We start from the raw sequence: 12,396 nt of genomic DNA, 5'->3' as shown, positions 1-12,396 counted from the left end.
AGATGGGGGGCCGGGGCCATCCCGGTGGGGCCGGTGCCGCCGGCCGGTGCCTCGCCGGGGGCCGTGCTGTGGGACACGGGACTCTCCTCGTCAGCTTCGTTCCGGCCCCGGTCCGGTGGTGCGGTGCGCCGCGGCGGGCGCCGCGCCGCCGGGCCGGGGGCCTGTGGGCGCGGGTGCGTCAGGCGGCGGACTCGCCGGCGTCCTCGATCAGCTTCCGGTACCAGTCGCGCAGTTCGTCGCCGCCGGCCCGGCGCCAGTCCTCGACGGCCTTCTGCATGTCGGAGACCTTCTTGCGGCCGCGCACCACGTCGTTCTCCAGCTCCTCGAACTGGTCGCTCAGATTGGTCCAGCGGTTGGGTTCGCGGACCTGCATCCCGTACAGCAGGGGCTTCTTCATGAAGGCGCCCATCCGCTGCTGCCAGCCGCACCAGTCCCGCACCACCTGCGGGTGGTCGGGGAAGGCGGCGACGGCCTCGGCGCTGGCGGTGAAGAAGTAGGTGTCCTGGACTTCGGTGACGCCCTGTTCGGTCTTGGTGGGCACGCCGTCCTTCAGCGTGTAGTGGGTGCCCTCCACGCCGTACCTGACCAGGCGGTTCTCCTTCGTCCCGTAAGGGGCGGCGGCGAAGTTGGCGATGGCCAGGCACTCCTGGACGGTCTCCTCGGAGGCCTTGCGGTTGATGAAGGCCCAGATGCCGGCCGGGTTGGCGAAGTACAGCTGCGGGTCGCCGCCGTCGTGGCCGAAGATGTCCATGCCCTGGACGCGGAAGTCGGGGTTCTGCTCGCTCTGCTCGAAGGTCCAGCCGTACCACTTGGCGTTGCCGTCGTTCACGATCATCGACTGGCCGGCGGTGAAGCGGGTGCCGGCGTCGCCGCGGCCGGTCTTGGCGTCGGGGTGGACGACGCCGGCGGCGTAGAGCTTGCGGGTCCACTCCAGCGCCTCGAGGAAGTTGTCCGTCTCGATGCGGTGGACGAGCTTGTCCCCCTGCCACTGCCAGCAGTACGGCTTCTCCGGCAGCACGCCGAAGACGTTGAACGCCGTCCACTTCATGTCCTCGCACGCCCACACCTTGGCCTTGGGCGCGGTGATCTCCTTGGCGAGGTCCATGAACTCCTGCGGGCTGGTGGGCACCTCCCAGCCCTTGTCCTCGAAGACGTCCTGGCGGTAGTAGGGGATGATGATGTCGACCGCGCCCGACGGGATGGGCAGGCCCTTGAGCTCCCCGCCGAAGATGGACATCTGCCAGGCGGCGGTGGGGATCGCGGCGAGGTTGGGGTAGTCCTTGGCCTTGTCGCCCGACAGGTACGGGCCGAGGTCGGCGAAGCGGCTGCCGATGGCGCTGGGGATCTTGCCCTGCATCTCCCAGCTGGGGATCACCACCATGTCGGGGATGCCGCTGGAGGCGAGGACGGCGCCGAGCTTCTCGCCGTAGGTGTTGCCGTCCTGGGTCTGCCAGTCGACCTTCACCCCGATGGCCTCGTCGACCGCCCGGTAGTAGGCGCAGTCCTTCTCGGGCGGGGTGCCCCACAGCGGGCTCATGACGGCCACCTCGCCGCCCCCGCCCATCTTCTCGGGGACGGAGACGGGCAGCGCGTCGTACGGCTCGGCCTTGCCGGTGAAGCCGGGGCGCGATCCGTTCTCGCCGGGGATGTCCGGCTCGACGACCTCGGAGGCGACGTACGCCGGGAGGATCTTCGCCGCGTCCTTCTTCGTCGTCGTGCCCTCGTTCCGGTTGCCGCCGCCCTCGGAGGAGCACGCCGACAGCAGCGGTACGCCGCCCACCGCCGCGGCGGCGACGGCCGTCGAGGCGAGGAAGGTTCTCCGGCTGGGGCTGGTGGTCTGGGACATGGCGGCAACCCTTCGTGGCGGCGCGTCGGCGGGACGGACGGGACGGACGGCGTGCGGCCCCGCCGGTCGGGCAGGTCGGTCGAAGCGCTTCGATGTTGCGCCGAGATTAAGTGCGAGGGTCATACCGCGCAAGGGTCGTGGCGAAGAAACATCGAGGCACCGGAAGCGGCCCGGATACAGGCAGTTCACGGGTCCGGACGGCTGTCTCGCGTTCAGCTCCTTGACACCCGCCCTGCTGTCACCCCAGCATCGAAGCGCTTCGAATCGTGTACCGCCACCTCGCAGCACGCCCCGCAGCACGCACCGCCGCACGGTGGTGACCGCCCATCTCCCCGAGGAGACCTTCCGCACGTGAGCACCGACCAGCCGCCCTTCCGCGACCCGGCGCTGCCGGCCCGTGAGCGCGCCGCCGACCTGCTGGCGCGGCTCACGCCCGACGAGCGCGTCGCGATGCTGCACCAGTTCGCCCCGGCCGTGGAGCGTCTGGGCGTCGCCGCCTTCCGCACCGGCCAGGAGGCGCTGCACGGCGTGGCCTGGATGGGCCCGGCCACCGTCTTCCCCCAGGCCGTGGGGCTCGGGGCGACCTGGAACGACGAGCTGGTGCGGCGGGTGGGCGAGGCCGTCGGGCGGGAGGTGCGCGCGATGCGGGCCCGCGATCCGCGCGTCGGGCTGAACGTCTGGTCGCCGACGGTCAATCTGCTGCGCCATCCGCTGTGGGGCCGCAACGAGGAGGGCTACTCCGAGGACCCTCATCTGACCGCCGCGATCGCCACCGCCTACACCCGCGGCCTGCGCGGCGACCACCCCACCCGCCGGCGTACCGCCCCGGTGCTCAAGCACTGGCTGGCGCACAACAACGAGACCGACCGCGACACCTCCTCGGCCTCGGTGCGCCCGCGGGTGCTGCACGAGTACGAGCTGCCGGCCTTCCGCGGCCCCGTCGAGGCGGGCGCGGTGGCCGGGGTGATGCCCGCGTACAACCTGGTCAACGGCCGCCCCAACCACCTCTCGCCGCTGCTGGCCGAGCAGTTGCGCACCTGGTGCGACCACGACCTGGTGGTGTGCTCGGACGCCGGCGCGCCCAGCAACCTGGCCGACTCCCAGGGCTACTTCGACACCCACGAGGAGGCCACCGCCGCCGCCCTGCGCGCCGGGGTGGACAGTTTCACCGACCACGGCGAGGACTCCTCGCGGATCACCGCCCGGGTGCGCGGCGCGCTGGAGCGCGGGCTGATCGGGCAGGAGCACGTGGACGCGGCGGTGCTGCGGCTGCTGGCGATGCGCTGCTCGCTGGGCGAGTTCGACCCCGAACCGTTCGACGGGGACGCCGCGTTCGACACCCCCGGGCACCGGGAGCTGGCGCGCGAGGCCGCCGAGCAGGCGATCGTCCTGCTGCGCAACGACGGTCTGCTGCCGCTGGCGGACGGGGTGCGGGTCGCGGTCGTCGGGCTGCTGGCCGACGAGTGCAAGCTCGACTGGTACAGCGGCGCGCTGCTGCGCCGCTCCACTGCGCTGGACGGACTGCGGGAGCGGTTCGGAGCGGACCGGGTGGTGTACGCCGAGGGCGCCGACCGGGTACGGCTGCGCTGCTCCGGCGGCCGGCTGGCCGTGCCCGAGGCCGGCCCCGGCGAGCGGGGGTCCGGCGACCCGGCGGCCGCGGGCGCGCTGGACCCGGCGCTGCTGCGCGGCCGCACCGATCTGCCGCCGCTGACGGTGAGTACGGGCGCCGGGGAGGAGTTCGCACTGGTGGACTGGGGTGGCGGGGTGCTGACCCTGCGCGCGGGCGGCGGCCGCTACCTGTCGGTCGCCGACGACGGCTTCGTACGCGCCTCGGCCGAGCAGCCGGGCGGCTGGGTGGTCCAGGAGACCTTCGAACTGGAACCCCACGACGGCGGGCACCTCCTCAGGCACCGGGGGACGGGCCGGTACGTGGAAGTCGCCGCCGACGGCGTCCGGGTTGCCGCCGAGGGCGGACCGGGCACGGTGTTCACCGTCGAGACCGTCCGGCGCGGCGAGGACGAGGTGCGGGCCGCCGCGCGGGAGGCCGACGTGGTGGTCGTCGTCGCGGGCAACGACCCGCACATCGGCGGGCGCGAGACCGAGGACCGCACCACCCTCGCCCTTCCGCCGCAGCAGGACCGGCTGTGGCGGGCGGCCCGTGACGCCAACCCGCGTACCACCCTGGTGCTCACCTCGGCCTACCCGTACGCGGTGGGCGAGGCGGACGAGGCGCTGCCCGCCCTGCTGTGGACCGCCCACGGCGGGCAGGCGGCGGGGGAAGCGCTGGCCGCCGTGCTGGCCGGCGACGTCTCACCGGGCGGGCGGCTGCCGCAGACCTGGTACGCCTCCGACGCCGATCTACCCGGTCTGCTGGACTACGACGTCATCGGCTCGCGTACCACCTACCTGTACTTCGACGGCATTCCGCTCTACCCGTTCGGCCACGGCCTGTCGTACACCTCCTTCGGCTACGGCGAGCCGGAGGTCTCCTGCGACGGCGAGGCGCTGACCGTCCGCTGCACGGTGACCAACACCGGCGCGGTGACGGGCGACGAGGTGGTCCAGCTCTATGTGCGCGCCGTCGAGGCGGCCGGACGCCGGCTGCCCCGCCCGCACCGCGCGCTGGCGGCCCACCGCCGCATCCGGCTGGATCCGGGCGCGTCGCGGGAGGTGGAGTTCACCGTCCCGGTCTCCCGGGCCCTGGGCCTGTGGGACGTGGCCCACGGCCGGTGGCGGGTGGCCCCGGGCTCCTACGCCGCCGACCTCGGCGCCTCCAGCGCCGACATCCGCCGCAGCGCGGTCTTCCGCGTCGACGGCGAACCCGGTGCCCCGCGTCCGGTGGGCGACATCCGGGCCGCCGACTACGACGGGCAGAGCGGCACCGAGCTGGTGGATCTGAGCCGGGAGCGCGGTGACGCGGTCGCCCCGGCCGGCCCCGGGGAGGCCGAACTGGTCTTCCACGACTGTGACTTCGAGAACGGATCCGGTGCCGGTTCGGTGACGGTGGAGGCGGCGCGCGCCGAGCCGGGCGAGGCGGAGATCGTCCTGTGCCTGGAAAGCGGCGGCGAGGACGGTCGGGGTGGCGAGGACGGTGGGGGCCGCGTTCTGGCGCGTCTCACCGTCCCGTGCACCGGCGACCGCTACACGTACACCACCGTGCGGGCCCGCCTGGACGATCCGCCCTCGGGAGTGCGCGATCTGCGCGTCACCCTGCACGGCTCCCTCAGACTGGCCCGCCTGGGCTTCGGCGGACCCTCTTCCGCCGAAGCGACCTGACGACGGGCGGGCCCGCGCCGCGGCCCGGTCCTCCTTCGGGGGCCGGGTCGCGGCGACAGCCCGGCGGCCGGACGGAGCGGACCGGACGCCGGGAGCTGGAGGACTTAAAGGTCCAGGCCGGTGAGGACCATCACCCGCTCGTAGGTGTAGTCCTCCATGGCGAACAGCACGCCCTCGCGTCCGACGCCGGACTCCTTGGTCCCGCCGTAGGGCATCTGGTCGGCGCGGTAGGAGGGGACGTCGCCGATGACCACGCCGCCGACCTCCAGGGCACGGTGGGCGCGGAAGGCCGCCCGCACGTCGTGGGTGAACACCCCCGCCTGCAGGCCGTACCTGGAGTCGTTGACCGCGGCGAAGGCGGCCTCCTCGCCGTCGACCGAGGTCAGCGTGAGCACGGGGCCGAAGACCTCCTCACAGGAGACCGAGGCGTCGGCGGGCACGTCCGCGAGGACGGTGGGGGCGTACGTGGCGCCGTCGCGCTTGCCGCCGGTCAGCAGCTTCGCGCCGGCCGCGACCGCCTCGTCCACCCAGGACTCCACCCGCTTGGCGGCGTCCTCGCTGATCAGGGGGCCGACGTCGGTGGCGTCGTCGGACGGGTCGCCGGTGGCCAGCGCCTCGACGGCCTCGACCACCCGGGGTACCAGCCGGTCGTAGACCGAGGCGTCGGCGATGACGCGCTGGACGGAGATGCAGGACTGGCCGCCCTGGTAGTTGGAGAAGGTCGCGATGCGCTGCGCGGCCCGGTCCAGGTCGGCGTCGGAGGAGTAGTCGGCCAGTACGACGGCCGCGCCGTTCCCGCCCAGCTCCAGGGTGACGCGCTTGCGGGGCACGGTGTCCAGGATGGACCAGCCCACCGGGCCGGAGCCGGTGAATGAGATGACCGGCAGGCGCTCGTCGGCCACCAGGGAGGGCATGCGGTCGTTGGGCACGGGGAGCACCGACCAGGAGCCGGCCGGCAGGTCCGTCTCGGCCAGCAGTTCGCCGATGAGCAGCCCGGAAAGCGGAGTGGCCGGGGCGGGCTTGAGGATGATCGGCGTGCCGACCGCGATGGCCGGGGCGACCTTGTGGGCGCACAGGTTGAGGGGGAAGTTGAACGGCGCGATGCCCAGCACCGGCCCGCGCGGGAAGCGGCGGGTCAGGGCGAGGCGGCCGGTCCCGCCCGCGTCGGTGTCCAGTCGCTGCGCGGTGCCGCCGTTGAAGCGGCGGGCCTCCTCGGCGGCCCAGCGGAAGACCGACACGCAGCGGCCGACCTCGCCGCGGGCCCACTTCATGGGCTTGCCGTTCTCGGCGGAGATCAGCCTCGCGATCTCCTCGGCGCGCTCGGTCAGCCGCCGGTGGACGTGGTCCAGGGCGGCGGCGCGCACATGCGCGGGGGTGGCCGCGAACTCGGCGGCCACCCCGGCCGCGGCGGCCACGGCCTGCTCGACCTGTGCCTCGGTGGGGACGCTGACGGTGCCGACGGTCCGGCCGTCCCAGGGCGAGGTGACCTCGAAGGTCTCGTCGCCGGTCGCCTCGCGGCCGGCGAGCCAGAACGCGTGTGGGGAAGTCGCTGTGGTCACTGCGTATCCCGGCCCTTCCGAAGTGGTGGAGCGGTGGAGGTGGTGGTCGGGGCCCGGCTGCTGCGCGGCCGGCTCCTGGGACCACCGTAGGGGCCGGGGCCGCACGGGACTCTTGTCCGGCACGTATCACTCGGGTTGCTCCACGCACCTCTTTGTCGGAAAGGGCCCGGTTGCCCGCCCATCGTTTTGCAGCGACCATGACACGGCACGGAACGCACCACCCCCACCCGTCGAACTGGACACCCCAGGAGACGCGATGCGTAGACGTCCTCACCGGCGGCGGACCCTCACCGCCGCCCTCCTCCTCACCCTCGCACTGGCCGTTCCGCTCGGGGCGCAGGCCACCGCCGCTCCTCCCGACGACGGCCGGCGGGCCACCCCCGCCGGCGAGCGGCAGTACGAGATCGCCGGGATCACCGGCGCCGAACAGCGCACGGCCATCGCCCGTACGGGTACGGCCATCGACGCGGTGCGCGAGCACTCGGTGGTGGTCACCGCCGACGCCGCGCAGGCCGAGAAGCTGCGGAAGGCCGGCCACCGCCTCACCGCCCTGCCCGCTCCCCCGCAGCGGGGCGCCGCGAGCGACGGGGCGAACACCCTCGACTACCCGCCGAGCGACTCCGGCTACCACAACTACGCCGAGACCATGGCGGCCATCGACGGGTACGTGCGCGAGTACCCCTCCATCATGGCCAAGAAGGTCATCGGCAAGACCTACCAGGGCCGCGACATCGTCGCCGTCAAGATCAGCGACAACGCCTCCGCCGACGAGAGCGAGCCGGAGGTGCTGTTCACCCACCACCTGCACGCCCGCGAGCACCTGACCGTGGAGATGGCGCTGTACGTGATCCGCGAGTTCGGCGAGCGGTACGGCAGCGACTCCCGCATCACCCGCATGGTCGACAGCCGCGAGCTGTGGGTGATCGCCGACGTCAACCCCGACGGCGGCGAGTACGACATCGCCTCGGGCAGCTACCGGAGCTGGCGCAAGAACCGCCAGCCCAACTCCGGCTCCCGGTACGTCGGCACCGACCTCAACCGCAACTGGTACTACAGGTGGGGCTGCTGCGGCGGCTCCTCCTCCAGCCCCTCCAGCGCCACCTACCGCGGCCCGTCCGCCGGGTCCGCGCCGGAGGTGAAGGTCGTCGCCGACTTCGTCCGCAGCCGGGTGGTCGGCGGGCAGCAGCAGATCAAGGCGCACATCGACTTCCACACCTACAGCGAACTGGTGCTGTGGCCCTACGGCTACACCTACAACGACACCGCCCCGGGACTCACCCAGGACGACCGGAACGCCTTCGCCGCCGTCGGCAGGGCGATGGCCGCGTCCAACGGCTACACCCCCCAGCAGTCCAGCGACCTGTACATCACCGACGGCACGATCAACGACTGGCTGTGGGCCGAACACCGCATCTTCAGCTACACCTTCGAGATGTACCCCGGCCCGAACGGGCGGGACGGCTTCTACCCGCCCGACGAGGTGATCGAGCGGGAGACCAGCCGCAACGAGGACGCCGTCCTGCTGCTGCTGGAGAACGCCGACTGCATGTACCGCTCGATCGGCAAGGAGCGGCAGTACTGCTCCTGACGCCCTGACGGCGCCCCGACCGCGCCCGGCCCTCCGGGATCCGGTCGCCGGGCCGCGGCCTTTGGGGTCTCAGCCCTTGCGGGACCGCCCCTGGTCCTTGCGGACCGGGGGCACGGTCGCCGTCGCCTTGAGCGCCAGCCACAACTCCATCCGCACGTCCGGATCGTCCAGCGACCGGCCGAGGATCTCCTCGACCCGCCGCATCCGGTAGCGGAGGGTGTGCCGGTGGACACCGAGGTCGGCGGCGGCCGCGTCCCACTGCCCGTGCCGGGAGAGCCAGGCGTGCAGTGAGGCGACCAGGTCGCCGCGGCCGTGCGCGTCGTGCTCGTACAGCGCGCGCAGCATCCCGTCGGCGAAGGCGCGCACCGCCTCGTCGGCCAGCAGCGGGAGGACCGAGCCGGAGGCCACGTCCTCGTGCTCGACCAGTGCCCGGCCGCGGCGGCGGGCGACGGACAGCGCCTGCCCGGCCTGCTTGAACGCCGCGGCGACGGAGGCGAGTCCGGCGGGCGCCGAGACGCCGACGACCACCCCGTGTTCCGTACCGGCGCCCACCGGTCCGCCCCCGGCCGCCGTCTCGGTCCGGCCCGCGAAGTCCGCACAGGCGGCCGCGGCGGCGCCGCCGTCCGCCACCAGTCCCACCAGCCGCCGGTCGTGCCGGACCAGCAGGACGGACTCCCCCGCCCGGGCGGCGGCCGACTCGGTCTTCTCCGCGAGCGCCTCCACCCCGGCGGGCAGAGCACCCTCCGGCCCGCCCGGCTCCTCGGAAGCGCCGCCCGCGGCCCCGCCCGCAGCGGGCTCCCGGGCGTCCGCCGCCCTGCCCCGTGCCGACGCGCCCTCGGCCACGACCACCCGCAGCGGCTCGTCCAGCAGCGTGCCGTAGAGCGAACCGGCGACCGCCCGGGCGTGGTCGGCCTCCCCCGCCAGCAGCATCCGCAGCACCGCCGCGCCCAGTCGCTGCTCGGCCTCCAGCAGGGCCCGGGACCGCTCGGTGGTCAACGTCAGCAGCGCCACCGCGGAGTTGACGGCGTAGCGCTCGGCGGTACCCGGCGGGGCGCCGGTGCCGACCGCGAGCACCGCCCTGACCCGGCGCCCGGAACCGATCGACTGCAGCTCCACCCGGTCGCCCGCCCGGCCGCCGGTCCCGCTCACCACGGCGCTCGCGGTGGCGGAGCGGTCGCGCAGCCGCCGCACCTCGTCGGTCAGCTCGGCGGCCCGGCGGGAGGCCCAGGACGGGGCGGCGGCGACCAGCGCGCCGGAGACGTCGTAGAGCGCGGCCCAGCCGTCCACATGGGCCGCCAGCTTCGCCAGCAGACCGGATGTGCCACGCGCGGAGAGCACGGCGCGGGTCATCTCCCGCTGGGCCTCGAACCCCGCCTTGACCGCGCGGTACTGCTCGGCGGCGCCCGCTGCCGAGACCGCCTTGACGATGGCCAGGAACGGGGTGCGCCGGGGCACCTCCAGCAGCGGGAAGCCCGCCTCGCGGGCGGCGTCCAGCAGCGCCGGGGGCACCGTGTCGTAGGCGACCCCGGCCGCGAAGCCCAGCCCGACCACACCGGCGGCGTCCAGCCGGGCGACGTAGCGGCGCATCGCCTCCGCGTCCTCGACGTCGAGCTTCATCGCCGTGACCAGCAGCAGCTCCCCGCCGTCCAGATACGGCACCGGGTCGGCCAGCTCGCTGACGTGCGCCCAGCGCACCGGGGCGTCCAGCCGTCCCTCGCCCGCGAGGACGGCGAGCTTGAGGGAGGAGTTCTGGACCAGCGAGGCGAGGGTGATCGGCATGGCTGACCTGGGGCCCTTTCCGGCGTTCGACCGCTTGCCGGCGGCCCGGCGGGGCGGGGGAGGAGGGCAGCGGTTTTTGTCCGTGCGGTAGCAAGGATAAGGCCGCACCACTACCGACCGTACAGCCGTACGCGCCGTCGTACGCCCTCTCCGGGCCGCCCGCACCGGGCCGCCGCGCCCCGGCTACTCCCCGAGCCGGGCGAGGACCGGTGGGCTCGCCTCACCCCGGACGGTGGTCAGCGACACCACCGCGTGGCCCGGCGGCACCTTGTGCGCGAGATCGGAGGCGGACCAGCGCTCGCGCTGGACCGTGCGCACGGTGACCGAGCGGGTGGTCGCCCGCACCCCGGTGAACAGGGTCCGGATCCCGCGCAGGGCGCGCCGGAACGTGCCGCCGGAGAAGTCGGGGTTGTGGGTGACGTCCTCGGTCTTCACCCAATCCCGGCCCCACGCCTGCGCGAACACCTCACCGTCCCAGGTGCTCACCCCCGACAGCACCACCCGGCAGCCGACCGCCCCCACCGCCGCCGCACGCAGCGGCTCGGGCACCTCGTCCAGGCTGCGCAGCGCCAGCACCACGCCCGCGTTGGCCGTCCGCAGCCGCTGGACGGCGCGCACGGAGGCGGGGGTGAGGGTGTGCGCGGCGTCGTCGAGCACCAGGCACGCGAACAGGGAGCGTTCGTCGCGGTCGCGGGCGCAGGCGGTGAACTGGGCGAGCAGCAACCGGGCCAGCAACCGGGACGCCTCGGCGTGACCGCGTTCGGGCAGGTCGATCCGTACCCGCAGCGGGTGCGCCAGATCGCGCATGGCGAAGGGGCGGCTGGTGCCGCCGGTGGCGAAGAACCCGGCGAACGCCGGCCGGTCCAGCAGCGCGATCCGGTCCGCGAGCAGCGGTCCCGGATCGCCGGGCCGCCCGGCCTGGCGTTCGCGGGCGTCCAGTTCGCGCAGGGCGGCGCCGTCACCGGCGGCCTCGCACGCCTGGCGCAGCGCGGCGAGCGCGACGGGCACCCCGTCGAGCAGCTCGCGCAGCTCCGGCACGGACGGGAAACGGCCATGGGCGGTCCGGTGGGGGCCGATGAGCTGGGCGAGGGCGGTGGCGGCACGGCGGGTGTCCGCCTCACCTCCGAAGCCGCCCGCGCCTCCGGGGCCCACCGGGCCGCCGGGCGCGTCCCCGACCAGCGCCTCGGCCAGAACGGCGGCGGCCTCGTCCGGGTCGTCGGTGCCGCCGTAGAGGTCGAGGTCGTGGGCGGACCCGGGGTCGCCGAGCCGGATCACCACGTCGTAGGCCTCGTCGGGGCCGAGCCCGGCGCCCGCCGTGCCCACGGCGACCACGGCGGCCCGCCCGGCGAGGGCCTGGAGGGCCAGGGACTCCACCACCGGCCGCACCACCCGGCTGGTCTTGCCCGCCGCCGACGGCCCCACCACCAGCATCGAGGTGCTCAGCAGCGCGGGCTCCAGCGCGAGGCGGACACCCCGGTAGGCGTACGGGTTGCGCTCCTCGTCGGGCGCGGCGCCCAGCCGCACCTGCCCGGTCAGCAGGTCGTGCCGGGCCGCCCGGACGGGCAGGTCGCGGTCGCCGGAGGGGTGGGCGAACGCGGCGGCTCCCCGGTCGAGGACGGCCTCGGTGAAGGCGGGCAGCCGTTCGTACCGCGCGCGTACCGCCTGCCAGGCCCGGTCGATCCGGACGTAGTCGACGTCGTTCATCCGGCCGCCGTGGATCTCGGCCGTCAGCCGGTCGGCCGCGGCGTGCTCGCCCACGGCCCGCAGCTGGGGCCACAGCGCCGGATCGGCGGGCCCGCCGGGGAGCGCGGCCGCCGGATCGCCGGGCAGCCCCACTCCTCCCGTGGCCCCCTCCGGCCCGCCCGGCCCGCGCAACCGCGGGCGCACGTAGCGGCGCCAGATCTCGCCCCAGTGCCCGATCTTCCCGAAGCCCCAGGCCAACAGGGCCGCGAGAAGTGCGTAGTAGGTGTATGCGGCGGCGACGAAGGCATCGACGTTGCCCGAAGCGCCCTTCCAGGAATCGGGCGTGAACCAGTCCAGCGGCCACATCAGCGGCGGGATGTAGCCGTTGTAGTTCAGCGACCACACCAGCAGGGCGCACACCAGCGCCAGTGCCGCCCCGCCCAGCAGCTGCCGGTCGTCCAGCCGGTCGGGGTCCTCCGGCGGCCTGGGCCGGTGCCCGTACCGCCAGATGCCGGGGCCCGCCTCGGGACGCGGTGTGCGCAGCCACTCGCCCAGGGACGGCCCCGCCGCGGGCGCCTGCCGCGGCATCGGGGGCGCGGGCGGGGTCAGCGGCATCGCCGGCAGGTCCCCCCGCCCGCCGCGCACCCTGCGCGGGTCCCCCGGAT

The 12,396-nt window shown here is 74.4% G+C and carries 6 protein-coding genes; 2 read left to right on the top strand and 4 right to left on the bottom strand.

Translation table 11 applies throughout. The features are described from left to right. Window positions 1–178: 178 nt before the first annotated feature. Window positions 179–1,846, bottom strand: a complete 1,668-nt coding sequence (locus L7D48_RS18275) for an extracellular solute-binding protein (protein ID WP_237880530.1) — start codon at window positions 1,844–1,846, stop codon at window positions 179–181. 351 nt (window positions 1,847–2,197) lie between these two features. On the opposite strand from L7D48_RS18275, the gene L7D48_RS18270 reads away from it, so the two are divergent. Next, window positions 2,198–5,122: a glycoside hydrolase family 3 C-terminal domain-containing protein gene (locus L7D48_RS18270; RefSeq protein ID WP_237880529.1), complete on the top strand. Its 2,925-nt coding sequence runs from the start codon at window positions 2,198–2,200 to the stop codon at window positions 5,120–5,122. Window positions 5,123–5,226: 104 nt separating this feature from the next. On the opposite strand, the gene L7D48_RS18265 is transcribed toward L7D48_RS18270, so the two are convergent. Beyond that, a complete protein-coding gene (locus tag L7D48_RS18265; RefSeq protein ID WP_237880528.1) occupies window positions 5,227–6,681 on the bottom strand; it encodes an aldehyde dehydrogenase family protein in 1,455 nt (484 codons plus the stop codon). Between the two features lie 256 nt (window positions 6,682–6,937). Here L7D48_RS18265 and L7D48_RS18260 point away from each other — a divergent pair, with 256 nt between their 5' ends. Continuing rightward, on the top strand, window positions 6,938–8,269 hold the full coding sequence (locus L7D48_RS18260; protein ID WP_237880527.1) for a M14 family metallopeptidase: 1,332 nt from the start codon (window positions 6,938–6,940) through the stop codon (window positions 8,267–8,269). Between the two features lie 69 nt (window positions 8,270–8,338). Here the strand turns inward: L7D48_RS18260 and L7D48_RS18255 are convergent, their stop codons facing one another. Both L7D48_RS18255 and L7D48_RS18250 read right to left on the bottom strand, forming a co-directional pair. Further along, the gene (locus L7D48_RS18255) at window positions 8,339–10,048 is read right to left on the bottom strand and encodes a PucR family transcriptional regulator (RefSeq protein WP_237880526.1); all 1,710 of its coding nucleotides are present in this window, start codon (window positions 10,046–10,048) and stop codon (window positions 8,339–8,341) included. 183 nt (window positions 10,049–10,231) lie between these two features. After that, on the bottom strand, window positions 10,232–12,376 hold the full coding sequence (locus tag L7D48_RS18250; protein WP_374492731.1) for an ATP-binding protein: 2,145 nt from the start codon (window positions 12,374–12,376) through the stop codon (window positions 10,232–10,234). Window positions 12,377–12,396 lie beyond the last annotated feature (20 nt).

The organism is Streptomyces sp. ICN903 (assembly GCF_022015835.1).
Lineage (GTDB): Bacteria > Actinomycetota > Actinomycetes > Streptomycetales > Streptomycetaceae > Streptomyces > Streptomyces fenghuangensis.
Note: the sequence above shows the minus strand (reverse complement) of the source record. Positions and strands in the feature narration are given on the sequence as shown.